21 protein-coding genes are annotated in these 25,698 nt (G+C 46.8%); 16 read left to right on the top strand and 5 right to left on the bottom strand.

Annotated features, from left to right (window positions below; translation table 11 throughout):
* The first annotated feature begins 63 nt into the window (after positions 1-63).
* The 7 genes from QGP82_RS10780 (at position 64) to QGP82_RS10750 (ending at position 7,134) form a co-directional block, all read left to right on the top strand.
* Complete coding sequence (locus QGP82_RS10780) at positions 64-1,323, top strand: MFS transporter (protein WP_499058975.1); 1,260 nt, start codon at positions 64-66, stop codon at positions 1,321-1,323.
* 117 nt (positions 1,324-1,440) lie between these two features.
* Positions 1,441-2,619, top strand: a complete 1,179-nt coding sequence (locus tag QGP82_RS10775) for a diaminopropionate ammonia-lyase (protein ID WP_499058973.1) — start codon at positions 1,441-1,443, stop codon at positions 2,617-2,619.
* A 146-nt stretch (positions 2,620-2,765) separates the two neighbouring features.
* On the top strand, positions 2,766-3,347 hold the full coding sequence (locus tag QGP82_RS10770; protein ID WP_499058970.1) for a TetR/AcrR family transcriptional regulator: 582 nt from the start codon (positions 2,766-2,768) through the stop codon (positions 3,345-3,347).
* A 133-nt stretch (positions 3,348-3,480) separates the two neighbouring features.
* Positions 3,481-4,137, top strand: a complete 657-nt coding sequence (locus QGP82_RS10765; RefSeq protein WP_499058969.1) for a peroxiredoxin-like family protein — start codon at positions 3,481-3,483, stop codon at positions 4,135-4,137.
* 263 nt (positions 4,138-4,400) lie between these two features.
* Positions 4,401-4,658 (top strand): hypothetical protein, encoded by a 258-nt coding sequence (locus tag QGP82_RS10760; protein ID WP_499058967.1) that lies wholly within the window; start codon positions 4,401-4,403, stop codon positions 4,656-4,658.
* A gap of 181 nt (positions 4,659-4,839) precedes the next feature.
* A complete protein-coding gene (locus QGP82_RS10755; protein WP_499058965.1) occupies positions 4,840-5,205 on the top strand; it encodes a cyclic nucleotide-binding domain-containing protein in 366 nt (121 codons plus the stop codon).
* A gap of 282 nt (positions 5,206-5,487) precedes the next feature.
* Complete coding sequence (locus QGP82_RS10750; protein ID WP_499058963.1) at positions 5,488-7,134, top strand: BamA/TamA family outer membrane protein; 1,647 nt, start codon at positions 5,488-5,490, stop codon at positions 7,132-7,134.
* Between the two features lie 49 nt (positions 7,135-7,183).
* Here QGP82_RS10750 and QGP82_RS10745 read toward each other — a convergent pair whose 3' ends face one another.
* Positions 7,184-8,185 (bottom strand): YbaY family lipoprotein, encoded by a 1,002-nt coding sequence (locus QGP82_RS10745; RefSeq protein WP_499058961.1) that lies wholly within the window; start codon positions 8,183-8,185, stop codon positions 7,184-7,186.
* Positions 8,186-9,005: 820 nt separating this feature from the next.
* Here QGP82_RS10745 and ptsP point away from each other — a divergent pair.
* The 3 genes from ptsP to QGP82_RS10730 all read left to right on the top strand — a co-directional run bounded on the left by ptsP (position 9,006) and on the right by QGP82_RS10730 (position 14,244).
* Positions 9,006-11,558, top strand: a complete 2,553-nt coding sequence (ptsP, locus tag QGP82_RS10740; protein WP_499058959.1) for a phosphoenolpyruvate--protein phosphotransferase — start codon at positions 9,006-9,008, stop codon at positions 11,556-11,558.
* 140 nt (positions 11,559-11,698) lie between these two features.
* Entirely contained in the window at positions 11,699-13,588 is a 1,890-nt protein-coding gene (gene ptsG, locus QGP82_RS10735; protein ID WP_499058957.1) for a glucose-specific PTS transporter subunit IIBC, read from the top strand.
* Positions 13,588-14,244 (top strand): HAD family hydrolase, encoded by a 657-nt coding sequence (locus QGP82_RS10730; RefSeq protein ID WP_163660417.1) that lies wholly within the window; start codon positions 13,588-13,590, stop codon positions 14,242-14,244. Before ptsG ends, QGP82_RS10730 begins: the two co-directional genes overlap by 1 nt.
* Before the next feature lie 118 nt (positions 14,245-14,362).
* On the opposite strand, the gene QGP82_RS10725 is transcribed toward QGP82_RS10730, so the two are convergent.
* The 3 genes from QGP82_RS10725 to QGP82_RS10715 all read right to left on the bottom strand — a co-directional run bounded on the left by QGP82_RS10725 (position 14,363) and on the right by QGP82_RS10715 (position 19,155).
* Positions 14,363-15,001 (bottom strand): histidine phosphatase family protein, encoded by a 639-nt coding sequence (locus tag QGP82_RS10725; protein WP_499058955.1) that lies wholly within the window; start codon positions 14,999-15,001, stop codon positions 14,363-14,365.
* A complete protein-coding gene (locus QGP82_RS10720; RefSeq protein WP_499058954.1) occupies positions 14,998-17,535 on the bottom strand; it encodes a glycogen/starch/alpha-glucan phosphorylase in 2,538 nt (845 codons plus the stop codon). Before QGP82_RS10720 ends, QGP82_RS10725 begins: the two co-directional genes overlap by 4 nt.
* Before the next feature lie 543 nt (positions 17,536-18,078).
* Complete coding sequence (locus tag QGP82_RS10715) at positions 18,079-19,155, bottom strand: AI-2E family transporter (protein ID WP_163661696.1); 1,077 nt, start codon at positions 19,153-19,155, stop codon at positions 18,079-18,081.
* A 105-nt stretch (positions 19,156-19,260) separates the two neighbouring features.
* Between QGP82_RS10715 and QGP82_RS10710 the strand changes: the two genes are divergently transcribed.
* The 3 genes from QGP82_RS10710 (at position 19,261) to QGP82_RS10700 (ending at position 21,939) form a co-directional block, all read left to right on the top strand.
* A complete protein-coding gene (locus QGP82_RS10710) occupies positions 19,261-19,869 on the top strand; it encodes a MarC family protein (RefSeq protein WP_163660411.1) in 609 nt (202 codons plus the stop codon).
* A gap of 200 nt (positions 19,870-20,069) precedes the next feature.
* A complete protein-coding gene (locus QGP82_RS10705; RefSeq protein ID WP_163660409.1) occupies positions 20,070-21,197 on the top strand; it encodes a LuxR C-terminal-related transcriptional regulator in 1,128 nt (375 codons plus the stop codon).
* Positions 21,198-21,528: 331 nt separating this feature from the next.
* Positions 21,529-21,939 carry a hypothetical protein gene (locus QGP82_RS10700; RefSeq protein ID WP_163660407.1) on the top strand — a complete coding sequence of 137 codons (411 nt, stop codon included), beginning with the start codon at positions 21,529-21,531 and terminating at the stop codon, positions 21,937-21,939.
* Positions 21,940-22,070: 131 nt separating this feature from the next.
* Here the strand turns inward: QGP82_RS10700 and QGP82_RS10695 are convergent, their stop codons facing one another.
* Positions 22,071-22,496, bottom strand: a complete 426-nt coding sequence (locus QGP82_RS10695) for an SRPBCC family protein (RefSeq protein WP_499058950.1) — start codon at positions 22,494-22,496, stop codon at positions 22,071-22,073.
* 48 nt (positions 22,497-22,544) lie between these two features.
* On the opposite strand from QGP82_RS10695, the gene QGP82_RS10690 reads away from it, so the two are divergent.
* The 3 genes from QGP82_RS10690 to QGP82_RS10680 all read left to right on the top strand — a co-directional run bounded on the left by QGP82_RS10690 (position 22,545) and on the right by QGP82_RS10680 (position 25,533).
* A complete protein-coding gene (locus QGP82_RS10690) occupies positions 22,545-23,351 on the top strand; it encodes an AraC family transcriptional regulator (RefSeq protein WP_499058948.1) in 807 nt (268 codons plus the stop codon).
* Between the two features lie 78 nt (positions 23,352-23,429).
* Positions 23,430-24,632 carry a M28 family peptidase gene (locus tag QGP82_RS10685; protein WP_499058946.1) on the top strand — a complete coding sequence of 401 codons (1,203 nt, stop codon included), beginning with the start codon at positions 23,430-23,432 and terminating at the stop codon, positions 24,630-24,632.
* Between the two features lie 139 nt (positions 24,633-24,771).
* Positions 24,772-25,533, top strand: coding sequence for an alpha/beta fold hydrolase (locus QGP82_RS10680; protein ID WP_250565621.1), 762 nt, complete (start codon positions 24,772-24,774; stop codon positions 25,531-25,533).
* The last annotated feature ends 165 nt before the right edge of the window (positions 25,534-25,698 follow it).

The raw sequence follows: 25,698 nt of genomic DNA, 5'->3' as shown, positions 1-25,698 counted from the left end.
CTAGAGTACTTTATAAAGGAAAAACTTTAGAAAGTCGGTCCAGCGGTCGACGATGGAGGCTTTATGGGTACATTCTCCTGGTTGCCCCGACTCAATCCACAGATTTGGATACTCGTCATGGGGCGCTTTCTTTCGCAGGTTGGATCGGGGGCTGTGTTGTTTTACGAGCCCATCTACTTCGTCAATCAGGTGGGGCTATCCCCCACCCAGGTGGGTATTGGTCTGAGTAGTGCAGCCATGGCTAGTGCCGGGGGCTATTTTCTGGCAGGGGCGATGACAGACTCTCTGTTTTGGGGACGTCGTCGTACGCTGTTACTTTCTTGTTTAATTTCTATCGGGGCGGATGGTGTATTTTTGTTGGCCCATGGTTTCCCGTTGCTCATTGTGGCAAATGTGCTGATGGGGTTAGGCGATAGTCTCTATTGGCCTGCCTCAGGGGCAGCGATTACCGATAATTCCAATAATCATCAGCGCGAAGAGGCCTTTGCTGTTTCTGGCTTAGCTGATTCTCTCGGTTCAGGCTTAGGAATTGTTCTGGGGGGATTGCTTTTGACGATGGACAATTCGTATCAGCATTTGTTTATTGCCGATGGCATCACCTTTGCACTCTTTCTGGGGGTGTTGGCAATTGTGTTTAAAGATAAGCGAGATCGCACACACTCTTTCGAAGAAACGCCAGGCCGCAATGCCTGGCGTAAAGCGCTACTAAATCCTGTTTTCTTGGTATTTGCAGCAGCCAATATTTTGTTTACCACCTATGTCAACCTGATGGAAAGCACCATGCCGCTTTACTTTACTAACTTTGTTCACAATGCTTCCAGTACGGCTCCAGAAAATGTGGGTATTTTGTTTTCTGGCTATGTGCTGATAGCGGCTCTGTTCCAGTTACCCATCGTTCGTGCCATGCAACCCTACCGGCGGGTTTCTGTTTTGATGATATCCATGCTGTTGTGGGGGATGGGTTTTCTCTTAGTCTGGTTTGTGGGCATATCTGTTGGGGGACAGGGGGTGCTGATGGTGATGGTAGTGGTGGTATTAGCGATCGCAAATGTCACCTACAATCCATTCTCAGTCGCTTTAGTCACGGAACTCGCCCCTAAAGAATCCCTGGGTATATATCTCTCCTTGAATGCCCAGTGTTGGACTGTTGGGTATTTGGTTGGCCCCTTGATCGGAGGATGGACCCTGGACCAAAATCAAGACATTGCCCATGGACTATGGATAACGGCTGCCTTTAGTACCCTGATTGGGGGACTCATCCTAAAACAACTTGAAAAGTTTCAAGCACACACTGATTCTATTAAATCGTCTTCAAATCTCTAGGAAAAATATTGCTACGTATCGGGTTGTTCGGTTAGCCAAACCAAAATCTTTCTGGCACCAATCAGCTTATGGGAGTGTGACAGTTATCCTATGGGCAAGATTATTAAATGACTAGCCATGAATAAGGATGCCATTGCTTACCAGGTGCAACGCATAACCCAGATACCTGAGCCAACGTTATTTGCATTTGTCAATGGGGAAACGGCTAACCATGTCAATAAATTTCATAGCAGTCTCCCTAATTACACCCCAACCCCCCTGGTCAGGCTGTCCAAACTTGCTAGTCGCCTGGGGATTAGCGAAATTCTTGTCAAGGATGAAAGTCAACGCTTTGATCTAAATGCCTTTAAGGTGCTGGGAGCGAGCTATGGGATCGCAAAATACCTAGGTAAAAGACTAAAGCTCAACAAGGATGAATTGACCTTTAGTCATATAGTTGCCGAAAAATCTAAATACGAGCATATTACTTTTGTCACCGCCACCGACGGCAATCACGGCAGGGCGGTTGCCTGGTCAGCAAACTTATTGGGCTGTAAATCTGTTGTATATCTGCCAAAAGGTGCTTCTCAAGCACGATTAGACGCCATCAGAAAATATGGAGCTGACGCATCCATCACAACGATGAATTACGATGACACAGTGCTCCATGCCGCTCAAAAGGCCCAGGCAGAAGGCTGGATACTTCTACAGGACACCTCTTGGGAAGGATACGAAGCAGTACCCACCCATATCATGCAAGGTTACAGTACCTTAATCACTGAATATTGCCAGCAGCAGCCAGATATCTGGCCCACCCATGTCTTTGTACAGGCAGGGGTAGGGTCTTTAGCTGCGGGTATCCTGGCGCGTCTTTGTGGTTTATCTGACCGTCCTATGCCCAAATTTGTTGTTGTAGAGCCCCAGGGTGCTCCCTGCCTGTTTGCATCAAAGACCCACAATAAACTTTTTAGAGTTCAAGGGGATTTACCCACTATTATGGCAGGCCTGGCCTGTGGAGAACCCAGTCACCTAGGATGGCCCCTATTAAAGTCAGCGGCCAGTGGATTTTTAATGTGTTCCGATGATGTGGCTCGCAGGGGAATGAAGGTTCTGGGCAACCCCTTAACAGGCGATCAGCGCATAATATCTGGAGAATCAGGGGCCGTTACCCTGGGTGCGCTGTTTGAAATTCTTTCAAATACCGACTTTCTTGACATTAAGCAAGCGCTAAATTTAACGTCCGCATCAAAAGTGCTATTGTTCTCCACCGAGGGAGATACTGATCCGGAGGTATATCGAGATATTGTTTGGCGCTAAAGCTCGATTAATAGTTGAGGCCAAGACCTAATGTTTTGCCACCTGAATTTTGCTCAATCCTATGACTTCCATAGGATTGAGATGATTGTTGACCGTTTGGTTTTTAATTTGCTATAATCATTGGTAGTTAGAACATCAGTCCGACCATGGCTCGCTTGCGAGAATTTGACACAGATGCTGTTTTAGATGCTGCAATGCAAACATTTTGGCTGCGCGGCTACGAGGCAACGTCTCTGGTAGATTTGATGGCGGCTACGGGCTTGCAAAAGGGCAGTATCTATAAGGCCTTCAAAGATAAACACTCGTTGTTTATGTTGGCCTTGCGCCGGTACTTAGATCAAAGCAATGATTTGAGCCGTCAGTACTTGGATGATCCCATTTCTCCCAGGGCTGGGGTTTCCGGTTGGCTGCAAGTGATTGTTTCTCTACGGGGAAATGATCAGACGCGGCGGGGATGCTTTATGCTGAATTCTTTGGTGGAGTTAGCGCCCCACGACGAGGCGGTAAAAACGCTATTAGATGAGCATTTGTGCCATGTGCAATTGATGCTGACACGAGCGATCGCAAAAGGGCAATCCCTAGGTGAATTTCGGGCCGACATTCCAGCGGAAGAGCTGAGTTTATTAGTGCTGAACTTGCTTCAGGGTTTAGTAAATCGCTCGAAATGCGCTGTCACTGTTGATGCACTTCAACAGCAAGTGGAGACGTTGCTGAAGCTGCTGATTTAGCCGTGTTCTGATTATGGCCATTTTTTTGCCCTTTTGTTGACCAATTGGTTCCTGTCTTTTGTGATTGTTGAATTGTCATTGTTGACAGGGATCAGCAATGGTGTTGACCTTTACCCGTTCAAGGAGACTCATTATGACGACTCAATCTTCTCTTGCCTCACAGCTTAAAGATTTTCAAACTGGCTTTTTGGGACAAGTCTCTCAAGCAACTGTTGAGACAATGGCTAAAGCAACGTCTGATTTAGAGCAGTCCGGCATTATCAATAACAGTTTGCATGTGGGAGCCCAAGCCCCAGATTTTGAACTGCCTGACCCAACCGGTAAACAGATTAAACTCAGTGCCCTATTGGCGAACGGCCCAGTGGTGTTAAATTTTTATCGTGGTGAGTGGTGCCCATACTGCAACCTGGAAATTCGCGCATATCAACAGTCCTTGCCCGAATTTCAACAGTTGGGGGCACAGGTGGTGGCGATCTCACCGGAGTTGCCAGATAGTTCACTGACAATGCAGGAAAAGCATGCATTGAGTTTTCCTGTGCTGAGCGATGTGGGTAATCGAGTGGCCCGTGATTATGGTTTGGTCTTTACCCTAGATGCATCTTTGCAGCCTCTCTATAAGGGGTTCGGCATTGATATTCCAGCGCACAATGGTGATGACAGCTATGAGTTGCCTGTGCCAGCGACCTATGTTGTGGACTCAATGGGTACGATTCGCTATGCCTATGCGAATGCTGACTACACGCTTCGGGCTGAACCGACGGAGGTGTTAGCTGCGGTGAAAGCCCTTTGATCCATTGGTTGTTGCGGATGCTTAAGGGACTACACAAAACTAAAGACCCCGGTTGGGGCTGTCGATGGGTGATGAGGTAACGGGGTGATTTAACGCAAGCGCCTTAGGGGGCATTAATAATCCCCCCTAAGCATCCGCAGATGCATTAGAGTTTATCGATCGTTTGCATAGATCTTTTGTATAGATCCTATCGATCTTAGTGTTTGTTGTCTTTGTTTGGGTTTCCTAAAATCAAGACAACAAATACTTTAGAGAACGCTATCATGGTTTGGTTTATAATAATTCACTATTCTTCTGAAATTGATGCGGTATCGGCATATGCTTACCCACAGTCAGCGTTAAAAACGTTTTTGCATAAGTTTTGGAAGTTCAGCAAAACCTACGGTGAATATCAAGTACTACCGCCCGGTCGTCGCCGTCAGTTCCTGATTGACAAGAAGCAAAACGAGAAGCCCGCAGAAGACGACCTTGAATCTTATCTGTTTAATGCTTCCAAACAAGACTCAAGACTATTTTATTAGCTCTCTTTACCAGCCATCGCGAATTCAGCCTAGGTTGACACCCCAGGGATATTGACCAGGGTGACAAAAAGACATGAGATCGCAGGCCCACCCAGCACTGTACTATTGTGATCTATAATCAAGACCAACAACCGGCCCTGCACATACAACAGTCACAATCTTCTGGGATCGCAGCAGCACTATGGAAACTCTGAATTTGTTTATTCACCCTGCAGACTTTGTTACTGTTAACGCTGGAGACATTATCTTTGAACAAGATCAAGTCAGTGAGACCATGTATGTGCTGATTGAGGGGGAAGTTGTCATTCAGCGGGACGGTGAAAATATGGTTACCCTTGGTCCTAAAACGATCCTTGGAGAAATGGCGATTCTAGAAAATCGCCCCCATTTTGCCAGTGCGATCGCAAAAACAATCTGCCAGCTGATTCCCATTAGTCAAGAGCGATTTCGATTTCTAGTGGAGCAAACTCCAAATTTTGCCTTTGACATGATGGCAATGATGGCCGAACGCCTGCATCAGATGAACATCAAAGCTATAGAGGCGTAATAGCAGAGCGGTATTGCCAATAAGTTAAGGAATTAATACGATTCTGGCTATGTAGCAAGCATTACAGAGTTTAGTATGCTTGTGTGAAGTAGTATTAGAAACAGTCTTAAACGAAGCTTTAAGATGTGCGGTTTGTTTGCCCTATTAAGCTTTGCAGCACTTTTCTAGTATCTAGGGTGGAGCAATTGACAGATTTTTTTGAGTTCAACGGATATTCCATTAAAATCGAATAGTTAACGCTTGTATTGATTATTAAAACCAAGTAAAGCCATCCTAAAGTTTATGGAAATAAAACTGTTGTCGGCATCCTATCTTCTTCAGCAGCATGGATGGGTCTTATTAATACCGTTAAGCGTTACCAGTAGTTCCCTGCTGCTGACGTTTCCTGGCTGGGCACAAACCAATACGTCGCTTCAAGCTGAGGAATCCCTTGTCAGTTCTCAGGAATTGACTGAACTCGACACCTCCAGCCTGATGGCGGCCCAAGACCAGGAAGAACATCTAGAAGCAACTCCCCATTCAGCCATTAGCCTCAAAAATAATGACCTGACCGTACCAAGCAGCAATGGAGAGGTCATTTCAGACATTCAGGTTCGCTTTGTGAATGGAGACGGTGAACCTATTGAGGGCAATACTAAGGACGAAATTATTACCCGAGAGTTTGACCTGCACTCAGGTGATGTTTATGACTCTGATCTTGCCTTAGAGGGGTTAGAGCGAGTTGATGAGATGTTCATCATTAAACAGGCATCCTTGACCCTCGAACCTGCCGCTGATGATCAAGTGGTGATGGTGGTGACAGTGGATGAGCGAGATTCTTTCTTCTTTAGCTTTGGCAATACCCTGCCACGACCCACTGCACTGCAAGGTCCCTCGCGACCTGCTGTCGTCAACGCTTCCTCTAATAGCGCTAGAGGTTTCTCCGCTGGGGCTCGTTTGGGGTTTACAAACATAGGTGGCAATAATCAAGCCCTGACTTTAGGTGTGGAAGGTGGTGAAAACACCTTGGGTGTGGATGTCGATTTTAGGCAATTTCTCAAAAATGGTTCAGGTTACGGCATCAACTTCGCCAACCAGCGGGGTGTGGAGCCTGAATTTACGGGAGGCGACAGAGAAGTGGAAACCCCCAGCGGTGATGAACCTTGGGTGCATCGCTTGGGTGGTGGCGTTGAGTATTTTCGTCCTCTAGCGTCTGATTTTGATGCGGCTTTAGGTATTTCTTATCAGCGCATTTCTGTGCGAGAGGATGCGTTTTCGGATGATATCGCCTCCGAAGATGAGTTGGGTAACGATCTCACCGTCAGCGATGATGGTCAAGATGATCTGTTAACAGTCAATTTTTCGGGTGTAATTGACCGTCGCAATAGTTCCAAAAATCCAACCAAGGGTTCTAGACTCTTGGTTGGGGCAGACCAATCCATTCCCATCGGGGACGCGGATATCCTATTTACCCGCCTCAGTGCAAACTATACTCAGTTTTTGCCTTTAAATCTTTTTGGTTTTACAGAGGGTCCCCGCACGTTAGTGCTTAATGTTCAAGGGGGTACTATCCTTGGGGATACGCCTCCCTATGATGCATTTAGCCTGGGTGGGTCTAGCTCTGTACGAGGCTATAGCTCCGGTGAGATTGGCACAGGGGAGAGTTTTGTTCAAGCCACCGCCGAATATCGTTTTCCCATGTTTTCCTTTAATGCATTCGACGATGATGTCGATGTTGGAGGAACCTTCTTTTTTGACTATGCCAGTGATTTAGGCAGTGGTGATGATGTTATTGGTGAACCCGCAGAGGCACGGGACAAACCCGGTGATGGCTTTGGCTATGGTCTTGGTATCAGGGCTTTGACATCCATTGGCGCAGTGCGTCTGGAGTTTGGCATCAATGATGAAGGCGATTCCGAGGTGATTTTTAATATTGGCGATCGGTTCTAGAGAACCATCAGGCTGAGACATTGGAATAGTTTCATGGCCAGGGCATCTGTTACAGGTGCCCTGGCGCTTTTTGGGGACTATCACCCAATCGACGCACTTGTGTGCCATCACTGTTGGTGCGGTAGATATAACTTTGGCCTGTGGCCGTATCAAGCACTTCTACTTCCCAACCTTCAGTTAATGCAGCCAGACAGCTTTCAGCGGGACCGCCCAGGCCTAGACAGCCGTCGGACCAGGTTTCACGGCTGTAACGGCTGACTTGGGGTGAAGCAGTTCCGAACTCCTGGCTGAGGGCTGTTGTCACGGCAGTTGCGATCGCATCAGGCAACTGTCCATCGGCCTCTGCGGGTTCAACGGGTTTATCCGTAGCTCCATCTAAAGCAGTCTCTTCAACCGGTTCAACCGTCAGGGCAACAGCCGAGGGAAACCCCTGGGTCATTAACAGACCATCACCGACCGTTTGCCAACGCACCTCATCTTGAACCAGAATTTGGGCCGTAATGCCATATTGGTGGCTGGCTGTAAGATTGTTTGGATCATAGGACAGGTGGAATGGAATTGGCACCTGTTGACCAGTCGTCACAACGGTGTTCTCGGCAACAATGGCGTCACTGTCGAGATCCACTAGCATTGTTTTAACAACAGAACCAGGTTCCAACCCCATGCGTGCCAGGTAGTTCACCGTACCGATGATGGAACCAGCATGAATAGTACCTCCTTCAGACTGATCTTCAGTTTGCACCGCACAGTCTCCTGCACCAGTATCAACAGTCAGGCGTAGGGTTGATCGCCCTTGCTGATTAGCATATTCAATGCCGTTGGGTACCACATTAATATCCGTTAGCGCGTCATTAAGCCAAACCTGATTGAGCTCACGGTTATAGGCGCGCATCAGCACCTGGTCATTGTTCTCATAAACCCTCACTGCCGTACCGCTGGTTTCGCACAGAATCATTGTCATCTCTTTCGCAACCGCTGGTTTATCGGTGAGGGCAACGGCGGCAGTAGCTCCAACAATTATCCCATAGCCAAATTTCCTTAAGACTGTCATTGTTTCTCCCATATAGATACTCACCAATAAATTGTTCAGTTTTTAGGACGATTGTGGGGCCAGACTTAATTATCTATCTCACTGAATCTGTAAGTTTATACCATAGGCTAAATCGTTAACTGTCCCCCTATATAGCCACAGAAAACAACAGCTATACTAGTGAATTTACGATTTGACTATTTGTTATTGAAATGAAGGGTAATCTTGTGAATCCTCTCATATTACATGCTAAAAATATGAGTTTTCTCATGTTATGAATTGAAGCCGTTATTAATTGCAATAACGGTCATTTCTGACATCAAAACATCAACTTATTTATACTTTTTATACACCTGGCCATGGCCAGAATGTGAGTTGTATAAAAATAGGATAAGTTGCTTGCAGTCTGTTGACTGAGATCGATTCTTGCTTTGGAAAAAGCATGTTTTTCTCTAGTCTTATAGGGTATAGCGTGCAATAGTTTTGCTTGTCTATCGTTTCAATAAATAGAAGTCTATGTATGGTCAAGGGCTTTTATAGCAATGGTTTTAAGGTTTTTATAGGGACTTCTAAAACACGACATGTTTGCTGCAAATGTTCTTTGAAACCCCTGTCATAACAGAAAAAACAGGTTTCACCATAGGGCAACGCTACTGAAGAATGTATTGGCAAATACTAAAAAATAGTTAATAACACCGCTTTTTTGACCATCTTGCTTGCTTATTAATCCATAGGTACACCCAATAGGTATGTCCAATAAACACGTCCAACAAATACGTCTAACAAACACGTCCAACAGGTCACTATCCAGTTTTTAATGCTAAAGAGTATTAGCCATACCATGCCCCTAGACACACGCACTCCAGTTCAAACCATTCTGCGCTTAAACGCCCCCCTGTCCGGTTATTTAAGACCCATTGAGTCAGTACCTGATCCAGTCTTTGCCCAAAAGATGGTAGGCGATGGTATCTCGATTGACCCTATCTCTAACATTCTCAGAGCGCCTTGTGACGGTGAGATCATTCAGATTCATCCGTCTAACCATGCGGTTACCCTAAAAACGGCGGCTGGTGTCGAGATTTTAATGCATGTGGGATTGGATACGGTAGAACTACGGGGAGAAGGATTTTCTCCCCAGGTAAAACTGGGTGATCGGGTCACAGCAGGGTATCCTCTGTTGGAGTTTGATATTGATTATGTCGCTCTCCATGCTAAAAGTTTGTTGACTCAAATCGTTGTTACCAATCCTGAGCGCATTGCAGAATTTGTTTTCCAGCAAGGACGGGTAACGGCAGGGCAAGATATTTTCCTGGAGTTGGTGCTGGATGAGGACAGTCAAGAGCAGGCCGTAATCACTGGAGATATCGTCACGTCAGAGCCCATTGTTATCAGCAATCCCCAAGGGCTGCACGCCCGCCCGGCGGCAGTTTTGGTGAACCTGACTAAAAAATATCAGTCCCAGGTGTCTCTGCTGCGAAGTCGTGAACGCGCCAATGCAAAAAGTGTCGTAGCAATTATGGCAATGCAGGTGGCCTATGGAGACCGGGTTACCCTGGAGGCCAGGGGTGCGGATGCGAAGACCGCAATTACGGAACTCACTGAGGCAATAAAAGCCGGACTGGGGGAAGCTGGAGCAGTCCCGGCACCCGCTAGTATCGATCAGTCTGCCCTCAAAGCGCCGCCGCCCCAGCCCAAGTCTGATGACCCCAATATTATTTTGGCAGTGGCGGCTTCCTCAGGGCTAGCGGTGGGCAATACCTATCGGGTGCGTGAACAAACCCTGGCGATTGAAGAGGTGGGAGAATCCCCCAGTAAAGAACGACGAAAGTTGGAGGATGCGATCGCAAAAGCAGCCTTAGAAGTTGAATCCATCCGCGCCAAGGTTCACGGTCAGGGCAATCCGGGTAAAGCGGCTATCTTTGCCGCCCACCAAGAGATTTTGGATGATCCTGAGTTAATGGACATTGCCACCAGTGCCATCAATAAGGGTAAAAGTGCAAGTTTTGCCTGGCAACAAACCTACACAAACCAGGCAAATAAGCTAGCCCAGCTAAAAAACGAGCTATTGGCGGAGCGCGCCAATGACATTCGTGATGTGGGGATGCGAGTGTTACGGATTCTCACAGGCATCGAGGTCACAGAGATCAAGTATCCCCACAATACAATTCTGTTGGCTGAGGATCTCACCCCGTCTGACATGGCTACCCTAGATCGAGAGCGTGTGGTCGGCTTTTGTACCCTGGCGGGTGGAGCTACGTCCCATGTGGCTATTTTGGCACGATCCATGGGTATTCCAGCCATTGCCGGTGTGGAACCCCAGGTTTTGGACTTGGCCGATGGGACCCCAGTGATTTTAGATGGCACAAGCGGCATCCTGCGGTTAAACGCCCCAGCTGCAGACATTGAGTACACCCAAACCCGCATTGCTAACCAAAAGGCCAAACAGGCCGCTGATCTGGAGAACGCGTTTGCACCGGCCATTACCCAGGATGGGCATCAAGTTGAGATTGTTGCTAACATCAGTAGCCTCAAAGATGCCGAGGAAGCTGTCTCCTTAGGGACTGAAGGTGTAGGTCTACTGCGCACCGAATTTATCTTTATGGGGCGACCCCAAGCCCCAACAGAAGATGAACAAACCGGCATTTACCGCAGTATTGCCGAAGTCTTGGGAGTCGATAAACCTATGATTATTCGCACCCTGGATGTTGGGGGTGACAAGCCTCTACCCTACCTGGCCATGGCCCCAGAAGAGAATCCCTTTCTAGGAGAACGAGGCATTCGTCTAGGGTTTGACCAACCTGAACTGCAGCGCACTCAGCTGCGGGCAATTTTGAGGGCAGCATCTGCGGGCAAACTGCGGGTGATGTTTCCCATGATTGGCCGCATCGAAGAACTACGCATGGCCAAAGCCATGTTAGAAGAAGAACGCCAGGCCCTTAATTTGCCTCCCATTGAGGTGGGCATTATGATTGAAGTTCCCTCAGCCGCTGTCATGGCCGAGCAGTTTGCCAAGGAAGTCGATTTCTTCTCCGTGGGTACCAACGACCTCACCCAGTACACCCTGGCGATGGATCGAGGCCATCCAAAATTAGCTCCCTTTGTAGACGGTCTACATCCAGCGGTGTTGAGACTAATCGACCACGCAGTCAAAGGTGCAGGCCGCTATGGCAAATGGGTTGGCGTTTGTGGTGGCATTGGCAGCGATCCTCAAGCCGTGCCTCTCCTCATTGGTCTGGGCGTCAAAGAACTTAGCGTCAGCGTTTCGATGATTCCTACTATTAAGGCCCTGGTACGTTCTCTGAGTTTAGACCAATGTCAGAAACTGGCAGATCGGACATTGGGGTTAGAAACCGCCGCCGAAGTACGTAGTCTGGTGCCATTAGCCAATTCGTAGGGGCACTCCCTGGTGGATGCCCAAAACAAGACCATTAGCCAATTCGTAGGGGCACTCCCTTGTGGATGCCCAAAACAAGACCATTAGCCAATTCGTAGGGGCACTCCCTTGTGGATGCCCAAAACAAGACTCCCAACCCCATGACAACAACAACAGCTCCATCCCCTCTACCAAACCGACAACAATGGCGTGACCAAGCCTTTGGCCTCCTGCAAAAAATGGGAAAGGCTCTCATGCTGCCCGTTTCGGTCCTACCCGTGGCCGGTATTTTGCTAGGTCTAGGTAGCGCTCGCCTGATTGAGATTCAGAAAATTCAGGAGGGTGTTTTAACAAGTGCCAAATTTGGCTGGCTACCTGCCCCCCTGGCGGAGATTATGAAAGCCTCAGGGGATGCCATTTTTGCCAATCTACCCATCCTGTTTGCCGTGGCCGTGGCCATTGGCTACACCGCCAACGATGGTGTCTCTGCCCTGGCTGCCATTGTCGGCTTTGTGGTGTTCCTAGCCTCTTTGGGAGTCTCCTCAATTCTGTTTGCCAACATTGACCCCAGCGTCCTCAAACCCATTATGGGGATTCCCTCTTTAGATACGGGGGTGTTTGGCGGTTTGATTATGGGCTGTGTGGCGGCCTATATGTTCAATCGATTTTTCCGGATTAAGCTGCCCCAATACCTGGGCTTCTTTGCGGGTAAACGATTTGTGCCGATTATTACTGCGATCGCAGCCATTGTCGTCGGCATCCTCATGAGTTTTGTTTGGCCGCCGATTGGTGGTGCCATTAACAGTTTTGCCAACGCCGCTGCGCAAGGGAACAACATTCCAATTACCGTCGCCATCTATGGCTTCATTGAGCGGTTGCTAATTCCCTTTGGCCTGCACCACGTTTGGAATGTTCCCTTCTTCTTCCAGATTGGCTCCTTTACCGATCCCATTACCAATGAGCTCGTTACGGGCGATATCAACCGCTTCTTTGCCGGAGATCCCACAGCCGGTATTCTTGGTGGGGCCTATTGGTTCAAAATGTTTGGTCTCCCAGCAGCGGCCATTGCCATGTGGCACTGTGCTAAGCCCAAAAGGCGCAAAGAAATTGGCGGCATCATGATTTCCGCAGCTTTGACCTCTTTTCTCACCGGCATTACCGAACCTATTGAATTTTCATTTGTCTTTATCGCTCCGGTTTTGTTTTTGCTCCATGCTGTTCTAGCGGGGTTTGCTGACTTACTGTTTGTTATCCTGGGCGGACGCATGGGCTTTACCTTTTCCCATGGGTTTATCGACTTCTTTCTCTTTAATGCTCTAGGCACCAAGGTATGGCTGATTATTGCCTTTGGCCCCCTGTTTGCCGCCCTCTACTATTTCAGTTTCCGATTTGTCATCAAACGGTTTAACCTGATCACACCTGGACGTGAAGAAGACAACGAAGCCATAGTGAGCAACCTACCTCAGGATGCTGCTGCCATGGCAAAAGAACTCACCTTGGCGTTTGGTGGACGGAGCAATATCGAGAATTTAGATGCCTGTATTACCCGTCTGCGTATTGGTGTTAAAGACATGGGCAAAGTCAATATTGCGCGCCTCAAAGCCCTGGGGGCATCAGGGGTGCTACAGGTGGGCAACAATGCCCAGGCAATTTTTGGTCCCCGTTCAGAAAATCTCAAAACAGATATGGTGGAATACCTAAAAACTGCTGGACCTGAGGCAGATGAGGTAGGAGCCCCCATACCAGAAGAGTCAATGGCAGCCGCAACTACCATGGCTGAGGTGACAGCTGATCCCGCCGCTGCCGAAAAATCTCAAGCAATGGTTGCCGCCCTGGGAGGTGCAGACAACATTCGTACAGTAGATCCGGTGGCCATGACTCGATTGCGTGTGGAAATTACGACCCCTGATACTGTTAACGAAGAAGCCCTGCAAGCAGCGGGTGTTGAAGCCATAATGCGAGTTCAAGACCAAGTCTTGCATCTGATCGTAGGGCTAAACGCTGAGCAATATGCTGGAGAAATCAACAAACGTCTTGGAGTGAATGTTTAATGCCTAGACAACAAATGGCCTTCATCTTTGATATGGATGGCACCCTTGTTGATAATATGGCGTTTCATATGCAGGCTTGGCAAAAATTTCTGTCAAGCCTGGGTGTGGAAATGACGGAGGCTGAGGTCCAGCAGCAAACCCACGGCACCATTGAACAATGCATTCGCCGCATTTGTGGTGAAGAACTATCCGATGCTGCTGTTACGACCCTGGCCCATCAGAAAGAAGCCCTTTATCGAGAGCTGTATAAACCCCACCTTCAACCTATCAACGGACTCAGAGAATTTTTACAGATAGCTCAATCGCTTGAAATTACGATGGCGTTGGGAACGTCAGCAATGAAACCCAATATCGATTTAGTACTCGATGGCTTAGATATTGCAGCCTATTTCACTATCTGTGTTGGTGGCGACGATGTCACATTGGGTAAACCTCACCCTGAAACCTTCTTGACCATTGCCCAACAGCTCGATATTGCCCCAAGGTATTGTGTTGTTTTTGAAGACAGTGTGATTGGTATTGAAGCCGCTCAAAATGCAGGCATGAGAGCCGTTGCCTTAACAACGTCAGCGCCAGCATCTGCATTTACTGGTCAGTCAACGGTTGAATACATTATTCAAGATTATTCAGCACTGAACCCTAGACAATTGCTGTAGTCGCTTTCACTAGCCATGCCTGTTTTTTGTTGGAGAACAGGTAGGGACGCCATTGTGCTATCGAGTTAACAATAGCCAATGGCATAGCTGCATGTGTTCCAGATATGAACGAGAATAGTCATGTGCCCGCCCGCTCCCGCAATGCTTTAGGCAAATGATTACGATCGCCCAAACGCTGGAGCATGGGGCCATAGCGCCCAAAGGTAATCACACTGAGCGATGCAACGGGCATTTCGATGCGATCGCGATATCGCCCCAGATCAATCCCCAATAGACTACAAATAATAATCCGAATAGTCGCCTTGTGAGACACCACTAGTACATTGCCCGTTTCGTAGGTCTCCTTAATCTCCGCAATCACAGTATTCGCCCGGCTCGCAATCTGGAGAGATGTCTCTCCCCCCGTGGGTGGATTCCAAGCCGGTTCAGTCATCCAGCGATTGTAGTCTGGGCCATATAGCTGCTTAACCTCATCCTGGCTGCGATCTTCCCAAGCCCCATACTGCAACTCCTTAAGACCCTCCCGCAGCTGCGGCGTCATCCCCAGGGCCTCACACAGGGGTTTGGCCGTCGCCATGGTGCGCTTCATCGGACTGGTAAATACTGCTGTCCAGTCCATGGCTCCATAGGCATCTGCAAATGCCTGGGCCATCTCCATCCCCGCTGGCGTTAGCTCTGGGTTAAGGGCACCACAATAGCCACCAGTCTGGCTGTGGGTTGTTTCACCATGGCGGAGCAAATAAATGCTTAAACTCATGATTGGTCTATCCGTAACCCAGCATCCGCTTGCACGTAATCCTTGAGGGTTAACGGCACCGGCTGCACCTGCCAGATAGTCTCCCCATAGTCACGAATGGACCGATCTGAGGAGAACTTACCCATACGGGCAGTATTTAGGATAGACATGTGAGTCCAGCGGTCAGTGTCGGCATAGGCCTGGCTGACTTGGTCCTGGCAATCAACATAGGCTTGATAATCAGCACATAGAAGATAAGGATCTTGATACAGTAGATTATCAACTAGGGGCATAAACAAGTTTTGGTCGCCTCTAGAAAATACGCCAGAAGAAAGCTGGTGAATGATTTTTTGAAGGTTGGGGTTGCGATCGCAATACTCATTTGGCTTATAGCCTTGGGCCTTCAGCGCCATCACCTCGTCTACCGTCAGACCAAACAAAAAGAAATTCTCTTCGCCAACCTCTTCACGGATCTCCACATTGGCCCCATCTAACGTACCAATGGTCAAAGCTCCATTCATCGAGAACTTCATATTGCCCGTTCCAGATGCCTCTTTGCCCGCCGTAGAAATCTGTTCTGAGAGATCGGCAGCAGGATACACAGGCTGACTATTGGTGACATTGTAGTCAGGCAAAAACACTACCTTTAGACGGCCCGCCACATCAGCATCGTGGTTGACCACCTCGCCCACAGAGGTAATCAACTTAATCATGAGCTTGGCCAAAAAGTAGCCCGGTGCCGCCTTGCCGCCAAAGATAAAGGTGCGGGGAACAATCTCTTGAGCCGGATTCTCCTTAATCCGGTTGTAGAGCGTAATAATGTGCAGCACATTCAAATGTTGCCGCTTATATTCGTGAATCCGTTTGACTTGAATGTCAAACATTGACGTAGGGTCCACCTCAATGCCGGTCAAGTTGAGAATGCGCTGGGCCAATAGTTGTTTATTGGCCAACTTCACCTGTTGCCAGGCGGCACAAAACTCAGGATCATTGACATACGTTTCTAGCTGCCTCAGCTCACCTAACTGTCGCACCCAGCTATGGCCAATTTTGCTGGTGATCAGGTCAGCAAGCTGGGGATTACTCAACACCATCCAACGGCGCGGCGTCACCCCGTTGGTGACGTTGGTGATTTTAGTGGGCCATAGCTCATGAAACTCTCTGAGTACGGTGCTTTTCACTAACTCACTGTGCAGTGCTGCCACCCCGTTAATGGCATAGCTACCCACTGACGCCAGGTTCGCCATCCGCACGTAGCGTTCTCCCGACTCATCAATTAAAGATAGAGCAGCTATTCTACCTACATCATTGGGAAATTGTTGCCGGACCTGCTCTAAAAACCGTTGATTAATCTCATAGATAATTTCTAAATGTCGGGGCAACAACCGACCAAACAATGACAATGACCATTTTTCCAGCGCTTCTGGCAACAGCGTATGGTTGGTATAGGCAAAGGTCCTTTGGGTCACATACCATGCGGTATTCCAAGGCATGGCGTGTTCATCCACCAGTAAACGCATCAGTTCGGCAACGCCCACCGCCGGATGGGTATCATTCAGCTGAGCTGCAAACTTCTCATGGAAGGTTTCTAAACGATTGCCTTCTGCTAAGTGGATACGAATCATATCCTGCAGTGAACAGGACACAAAGAAATACTGCTGCTGGAGTCTCAGCTCCTTACCCTGAACCTGTTCATCGTTGGGGTAAAGTACCTTGGTCAGGTTTTCCGCCGCCGTCTTATCATCGACCGCACCATAGTAATCCCCCTGGTTGAAGCGTTGAAAATCAAACGATTCACTGGCTTCTGCTTTCCATAACCGCAGGGTATTGGCTGTGTTGACGTGGTAGCCCAAAATCGGTGTGTCGTAGGGAATGCCTTTGAGGGTATAGTTTGGCAACCAGCGCACGCACTGTTCCCCCTGGTCGTTGGCATAAAACTCAGTATGGCCGCCAAATTTTACCTCAACAGCGATATCGGCCTGTAAAATCTCCCATGGATTGCCGTACTGTAGCCATTTATCGGTAATTTCCACCTGCCAGCCATCGCGGATTTCCTGGTCAAAAATGCCAAACTCATAGCGAATACCATAGCCAATGGCAGGAATTTCCAAACTGGCCAAGGACTCCATATAACAAGCGGCTAACCGTCCGAGACCACCGTTACCTAAACCGGGTTCTTCCTCCTGCGCAATTAACTCATCTAGATCCAGACCTGACTCTGTCAACGCCCTTTGGATAGGCTCATAGATATCGAGATTGACCAAATTGTTACCCAGGTGAGGGCCAAGCAAAAACTCTGCTGAAAGATAGCAAACGATGCGGACATCTTGTTTGTCGTAGGCTTCGCGGGTTGCCAGCCATCGCTGTAGCAACCGATCTCGCACCGTATAGGCCAGGGCCATGTAGTAATCATTTTTTGTCGCGGTCCCTGGATACTTACCCTGGACATAAAACAAGTTATCGGCCAGGGCACGCCGCAGCGTTTCTATGCTCAGCCCGGTACGGTCGTCTTCTACGTCTACAGTAGGGCAATCTGCAAGATTCTCAACTTTCATCAGTGTTTTACTCCCAGAACATACTTAGCGATATGATTATTCACCTGGCGAGGATAACTAGCCTGGAAACAGTATCGCTTTATGACGGGCTCACTTTGTGACGGGTTCACTTTGTTTTTATTATTTAAAGGAAACGGATTACAGACAATAAGGCTTCTGTACCATCTAATTTTAGCTAGATTACAATAAACTGTATAAATTCATCTGAGAACCGATGAAAACAATCAGAAAACAAAGGCATACACGGGCTCAAAATAGTGTTTTTAGTAGAGGTCTAGTATTTTGTGGCCCACTGTAAATAACTGTTTCATGACTAGGCCCAGGTCTTTACTATCGAGCATCTGAGCCAGGGAATAATGCAAATTGTTAACTTGATCAGTCCCATAAACATCTCTTAATTTAGAGAATTTATCGTAGTGGTTTGTTGATTAACGATTAAAATTCCTGCGGCTATGTTACCGGGGGATCTCTCTAGGAGAATATCACCTCAAAAGCTTTTCTAGTCGTGACTTTGCCAACACTCTGATTGGTGTTAAAACAAGCTCAAGTTTTTGTTACTGCACTGTGGCTTAACAGCTGAGTGTCAGGATTATCTGTACTGCGCAGCATATCCCCAATTCGCTTAACAAAGCTAGCTGTGGGTACGGCCAATAACAATCCCAAGAATCCAGCCACTTTTGCGCCTATTAGTACTGTAATTAGCACGACAGCTGGATTCACCCCCGTCATCCCACCAATTAAACGAGGGGCCACTACATTCTCATTGATCTGGCCCAAAATAATAGCGGCTACTAGCACCTTGAGCCCTAGCCACAGGCTTTGACAAGCAAGTAGCCCACTGACCAATAAAATGGTAATGGTGCCACCAAAGGGAATGACACTGGCAAGGCCGATAACTACGCCAAATAACAAACCGAAGGGAATCTGTAATAGTGTGAATGCCACCGATAACACTGCCCCTAGCAATAACGCAATAATCGATTGACCCGCAAAATAGTTTTGGAGGCTAGGTTGAAGGGCTGCCTGGATGCGATCGCGCCACACCATGGGCAACCAGCTAATCAAACCGCGCCATAGGTCAGGGCCAAAAATCACTAGCAAAATGCACAAAATTAGCGTAATCAGCAGATTGACGGTGCTGCTAATGGTCTCAACCGTCAGACTTATCAGCTGACTGGTTAAGGACTTTAATGCCGTTGATGTTTGTTGGATCAGTTGAGTCGAGAGATCGCTCAAATCCACCGGCAAGTTTTGCATGATGCTCTGATCATCAAGGAATTGAATCTGCTCTTCGATTTTGTTGAGCCAAACCGGCAGACGATTGGCAAATTCAACCAGCTGTTGAAAAATCAGAGGACCTAAAATCAAGCTAATGACACTGACTGCAACCAGTGCCGATATCAGCACCAACGTAATTGCCCAGCCCCTGCCCAGCCCCTTTTTTTCTAAAAAGACGATGGGAAACTCTAGCAAAAAGGCCAGTAGGCTCGCCAGAATCACGATGCTGGTAATGGGCTGAAAATATTGAAAGAGCAGAACTATCAGCCAACCATCTAGAAAAATGAGGGGTAAAATGAGTCCAAACTTGAGCCATCCTGGTAGTTTTTGCTCTAGCAACATATGGGGCACAATAGCTGGAGGTTACAATTAGTCATCATAGCGAACAGCTAATAAACCCTGAAGTAGTGTAGATATCTCACAGGTCTATAGTAACGATAGATTTCTATGCTTCAACATTTTCTTCAGGATGCGGTAACACTATTTGTTGTCATTGACCCGATTGGTCTAGTACCTATTTTTATTGCCATCACGCAAAGGGAGCCCCAGGTTAGCCGCAGACGTATTGCATTGCTTGGGGTAGGCATTTCAACGTTAATTTTGTTAGCGTTCCTTGTCGTTGGCCAATCTCTGTTAGCGGCTTTGGATATCAGCCTGCCAGCCTTCCGAACAGCCGGGGGCATTCTGTTATTAATTGTTGGCCTCCAGATGGTCCTACAGGATTCGGGAGGTCATTCAGCCTCCACGGATCCTGCGTCATCCATTGACCTGGCTGTATTTCCATTGGCAACGCCTCTGATTGCAGGGCCAGGGGGCATTATGTCAGTGGTGTTGTTGACTGACAATACAAAATTTGGCTTTATAGACCAGACAGTGACAGCATTGGCATTGCTGAGTGTACTGTTCATTACCTTTATCGCGTTGCTATGTGCAGACTTGATTCAAAAAGGTCTGGGACGAACGGGCGTTAATGTGGTTACTCGCATTTTAGGGCTATTACTGGCCGCCTTGGCCATGGAAACGATCTTGGCTGGTGTGAAAGGATACTTTGGATAACTGTCATAGCCTGGGATTTTGCTCAGCTGTTTGCTTAGCTGGTGGTGCGATCGCATCCTAATGAGTTGGCCAATAATGGGCTCCAACCTCCATTAGCTTCACCTACACTTGAAAAGAAGTTGCTTTAAACATTTTGCTTGATCGGTGGCTAATATTACCGCCATCACCCTCAATTTCAGCTATATTCAACCCTATTCGGTATGATATCTGCCACAGTGCCCAATCTTACATCCCATACCTTGGATGTTTCACGGCTTTTGTTCGATCTAAAGCGGTGTGGAGATTTAGTCGGCAAATTTACCGGCTGGTTGACCCCCGATGAGATTGCCGTCTGCGTTACCAATGGGCTGATTGAGCAATTTGGCTGTGCATTTACGCGCATTTGGCTGGTGGAGCCCGATCGCCGTACTCTGCGACTAGTGTCCTCATCTGGTCTCTACACTCGTTTAGACGGTGACTTTGCTCGGGTACCCATGGGGGCCTTTAAGGTTGGCAAAATTGCCCAGCACTGCATTCCTTTTTTAAGCAACTGTCTGCCCGATGAAGACTGGGTTAAAGACCGAGAATGGGCCATTGCTAATAATATTCAGGGCTTTGCCGGATTGCCCCTGATGGCAGGTGACCAGGCCATTGGTGTACTCGCGGTTTTCAGTCATCGTCCCATGGCACCTGAGTTTTTAGAGGTCCTACAGATCCTCAGTTTGTCTGTGGCTGGTGCCCTGGCCAGTGCCGTTAACCATCAGGCCTTGTTAAAAACACCGGATGCCGCTCACCTATCGGAGCAGTTAGCCGCTCTGCTTGGGGGCAACCGGCTAAGTCTGTTGGGTACGGAACAACCGTTGGCGTTGCCGATCACCCAGCTATTGCTCCAGATGGCAAATCGGTTGGTCAAGTTGTCTTGTCAATATTGTCGTTTGGTTTACGATACAGATACTGTTGTCCTAGAGGCCATGTTGGCGACCACCCCTGCGCAGCCCCTAAATGAGACAACTCTGATCGAGGTTTTCCAGGATATTTTAGCCACAGGACAAACCCTGGGCGGTGAGTCTCAAATCCAGACAGGAACTGATGTGGCCCAGGTGCGATTGCGGTTACCGCAACAGTTGAGTTCATCCCAGGTGACTACAGCCGCTTCGCCCCTCTCCGAGCGGGAACAAGAGGTGATGCGATTGCTAGCCCAGGGTCATCGCGATCGCGACATTGCAGAACAGCTTTACATCAGTGAGAGAACGGTCAAGTTCCACGCCAAGAACATGTTAGAAAAACTAGGCGTTCGCACCCGCATTCAGGCTGTGTTTGAAGCTACGAAGAATGGTTGGTTGAGCTAACCTGGGTATCTTTTATTCCTGGGACAAAGGTCCTTTATTGTCGCCATTTCTACCCTATGGCTAGCTATGTTTTGGGATTATGTTTTTTGCTCACCATGACTATGGGACTTTGAGGATGCTGAATGTAACAACCAATAAATTTACTACAGATATAAAAGATAGCGTCGGCACTTTATTAAGTAATTAATTGATTAGTTCATATGTACCCTATTGTGATACATTAGTACTTACATTTTCTAGTCCCTATGCCTCATTAAGTTCCCAAGGGATCGGTCATTAGCGCTTAGACATCCCTGGTTTCCATTTGCATTTCTCACATAAGGAGTGAGCTATGACGTTAGCAAAACCTACATCTAGCCCTGCTAGTTTTGATATTTCTGTCGCTGATGCCACAGAGCAGCCTCGTATTGCCCTCGAAAGCAAGCTGAGTAATCTAGCTACCCAAGCCACGGACAGTACTCTTAATCTATGGGTTCAGTATCAGCCGCTGGTCCTTGAGAAAACGCAGGCCGTTTGGCAGCTGCTACGCAATACTCAGCCTATTCAATTGCTTCTAGCCGCAGCCCTAGCCGTACTCACCATTGCTTTGGTCACGTTGACGACTACGTTCAGTGGATTGATTATTTTCGGTCTTAAAATCACTGCTCTGGTTTTGTCCACTGTTGCCGTTGGGCAATGGGTTGTTCGTGGTTTGAGTTGGGCTGATGAAAAACTACCATCAGCCGTAGACACGAATAAATAGGTGTTTAGCTGAGCTAGTGTTGATCAAAAGACGGTGCTTCTAACCCAGTTAGAAGCACCGTTATGACGTGAGTTAGCCCACGTAACACAAAATTTAATACCTGTAAAAAGACTTTGATGATGCAATCTGCATTATTTATAGTTTTCTGCTTTATCTTTTAGATTTAAGGCAAACTGCTCAAAATATGGCGTCAGGTCTGGAATTGAGCGAGTTATTAACGGTGACATCAAACCGCTAAATTTTTCTTCCATATAAAACTCCATAGGGCCATGACTATCACCCGACAAGAGAAATGTACGAGCACCGACAAACAGCCCTAGGGGCATGCCGCCGCGCCAAATCATTTTCTTACCAGGTTCAAATTCTATAACCTTGACAGGAAATACCTGGTCAGGGTTACTTTTTGAGTAGACTTTGAGCTGTTCTCCTAGGGCAATATTACCTTCAATTTTGCCTACGGTCTCGTTCCAGTCAGGGTATTTTGAGCTATCAGTGAGTATGGCCCAGATGGTATCTGCACTGGCATTGATCGTTTTCGTGACGCTATAGGTTTTCATTATCCCTCCTTGTGAAGGCTTACAATATCACTGTTAGAACAAGAGCAGGTGAAAGTATTGTTAACATATAAAACTTACAAACCAAATAGCTACTTGTCGAGCCTGGTTAAACTCTATTGGCAGTTTGAAGTCAATTCAGACTTGAAAACAGTTTATACGGAAAGAGTAATTCCTTCTGGAGAATTGCAACTCATATTTCACTACAGAACCCCATTTAAAGAAATTAGCAAACATAGTCAAAGCCTCATCCAGCCACAATGCTTGATTTGTGGACAGCAAACAGAATACAAGGATGTCATGACAGCACCTGGTTCTGTGGGAATGTTGGCTGTTGTGTTTTATCCTTGTGCCTTTAGAGCTTTTTTCCCAAATCCGGTTAATGAATTTACTAATCAAAGTATTGCTTTAGACAATATCCTCCCAGTGGAAATAAAAGCATTGCAAGAACGTATTATTGAAGCCAATGGGGTTTATGCACGTATTCTGCTAATTGAAAATTTTTTACTTAGCAGACTGTCTATACCCAATGATTTCTCTCTCGCTCAGGAAGCCGTCAACATTATTGTTGGTGAAAATGGGCAAATTGCTGTCAATGAAGTAGCAAGCAAACTAGATATTAGTAAACGACAATTAGAAAGAACATTTTTAAGAAATGTCGGAATATCGCCCAAAAAATTTGGTCGTATTGTCAGATTGAATACCTCTATCAAGCACTTCGAAAGAGCTACATCCCTGACGACACTTACATATGAAGCCGGATATTTTGATCCATCCCATTTAATCCGTGATTTCAGAGAATTTACTGGGTTATCTCCCAAAGCGTTTTTTAGACATCCTTGTCAACTACCAGAATAGATGTCGCATTCTTACAATTCTTTTTAGCAAGCTTGAGATACATTGCAAACATACCATTAACCAACAGAGGGGAATGTTATGCAAAACAAAAACGTATTACTCAAGCGAATTAAACACCACATCAACGAATTATCTATAAATATAGGTGAAAGACCCACCGGCTCCGTTGCAAATCATAGAGCAGAAACTTACATTAAGCGGGTCTTTACTCAAAACAAATTTCAGGTCACATTACAGAAATTTGACTGCCTCGACTGGGAGAAAAACGAAACAACCTTAAACATCGGGGATATTAAAGCTAATGTTGAGCCTTCACCCTATTCATTACCTTGTAACGTTCAAGCTGGTATTGAGGTGGTCAACAACATGTTTCAGCTTGAGCAGGCTGACTTGTCAGGAAAAATCGCTGTTTTATGTGGCGAACTGACCCAAGAACCATTGATGCCAAAGAATTTCAGATTTTATAATTCCGAGCACCATCAACGAATCATTAGCTTACTGGAAGAGAAAGCGCCTGAAGCGATCCTGACAACCAGCTTAAATGACAAACACCTGCTTCCTGTCTTTGAAGATGGTGATTTTGATATTCCATCGGTTGTATTTTCTAAAAATGATATAGATAGGCTTGTAAACAGCAATTTGCCGATTCATTTGAAAGTTAACAGTAAACGAAAAAAGACAACCGGTGCGAATGTTATTGCTAGAAAAGGTCAGGCTGGTCAAAGTAAATTTGTTGTCACGGCCCATTTTGATACTAAGGCAGGAACACCAGGTGCACTTGATAATGCCGTAGGCGTTGCTGTCTTACTTACCCTATCAGAGATGTTAAAAGAGACAATATCAGAACATGTTGAGGTCGAATTAGTCGCGTTTAATGGTGAAGATTACTTCTCTACACCGGGGCAAATAGCCTACCTCGATACATGCAATAGTGAATTTAATCAGATCAAGCTTGCCATCAACTGTGATGGGCTAGGCCTAAAAAATAACAAAACTGCAATATCGCTGATGGAATGTTCCGAAAAACACGCTGAACAAATCGAATCAATCTATCACTCATTTAAAAGTATTCAAGAAATACCCCCTTGGTATCAAGGCGACCATATGCTGTTTGCCTCTGCCAAAGTGCCGACCATTGCCATCACATCTACCGGGATATTTGAGTTGATAGATACGGTTATTCATACCCAGCTCGATACACCAAGCTTAATAGACCCGGAACTAATTCTTGATGTGTGCCTTTTTTTGCAAGAGATTATCAACTTAGAAGGGAAAGAATAAATCTCAACTGCGAGCTGAAAACATGAAACAGTTTTTGGCTCGCAACTATATTGATCAAACTAAGCATTAGTGATTTTGGATATAGATTCTGATGTTCTATCACTGCTCGGGAAACACTATAAGAATTGGCAACACCACAATGGAGTACGTAACATTTGGGCGTGGCGATACTCCGCTGATTATTCTTCCTGGTCTTAGCGATGGGCTACAAACGGTGAAAGGCAATGCCGTTACGTTAGCCCTTTACTATCGACTGTTTGCACAAGACCTTAGAGTCTATGTGTTTAGCCGCAAACAAGACATGGAAGAAGGATATTCCATCAAGGATATGGCGAACAATCTAGATAAGGCCATGGGTATATTGGGGATTGGGCAGGCTTTTATCTTTGGGGTCTCTCAAGGTGGCATGATTGCTCAGCGTTTAGCTATTGATTTTTCAGACAAGGTTTCTAAACTTGTTATAGGCGTATCTGTTGCCAGACAAAATCAAACCATTCAGACTGCTATTGGCAATTGGATAACAATGGCAGAGCATGGTGATTATAGACACCTCATTATCGATACAATGGAAAAAACCTTTACTGAAAACCGGCTCAAAAAGTATAAACCCTTTTATCCAATACTTACAAGAGTAAGCAAGCCAAAGTCTTTTGATAGGTTCCTAAAGCAGGCACATGCCTGTATCAAGCATGATACTTACAGCGAACTACCTTCTATTCAATGCCCTACTTTAGTAATTGGGGGTGATTCAGATAACGTTGTAGGTCTTAACTCCTCTGAAGAAATGGCAGAGCAAATTCGCGATAGCAAATTGATTATCTATAAAGGACTTGGCCACGGAGCGTATGAAGAGGCTAGAGATTTTAACCATCAGGTAAAGTCTTTTTTGCTTCACGGATAAATGAGACAAATCTACCTCTTGGGGGAGTCTTCAAACGGATTTCACGGCCCCTTCGAGTTCCCTTTCTGGAAGTAGTCATGTTATCCCAATTAGGTACACTGAAGTTTCCCATGGACCGAGCCCTGGAACGCTGCTCTAAAACCCACCATATTAGGGTATCCCTAA

This window comes from Leptothoe sp. LEGE 181152 (assembly GCF_032906605.1).
Taxonomy (GTDB): domain Bacteria; phylum Cyanobacteriota; class Cyanobacteriia; order Phormidesmidales; family Phormidesmidaceae; genus Leptothoe; species Leptothoe turfae.
This window is presented reverse-complemented; position numbering and strand designations above follow the sequence as displayed.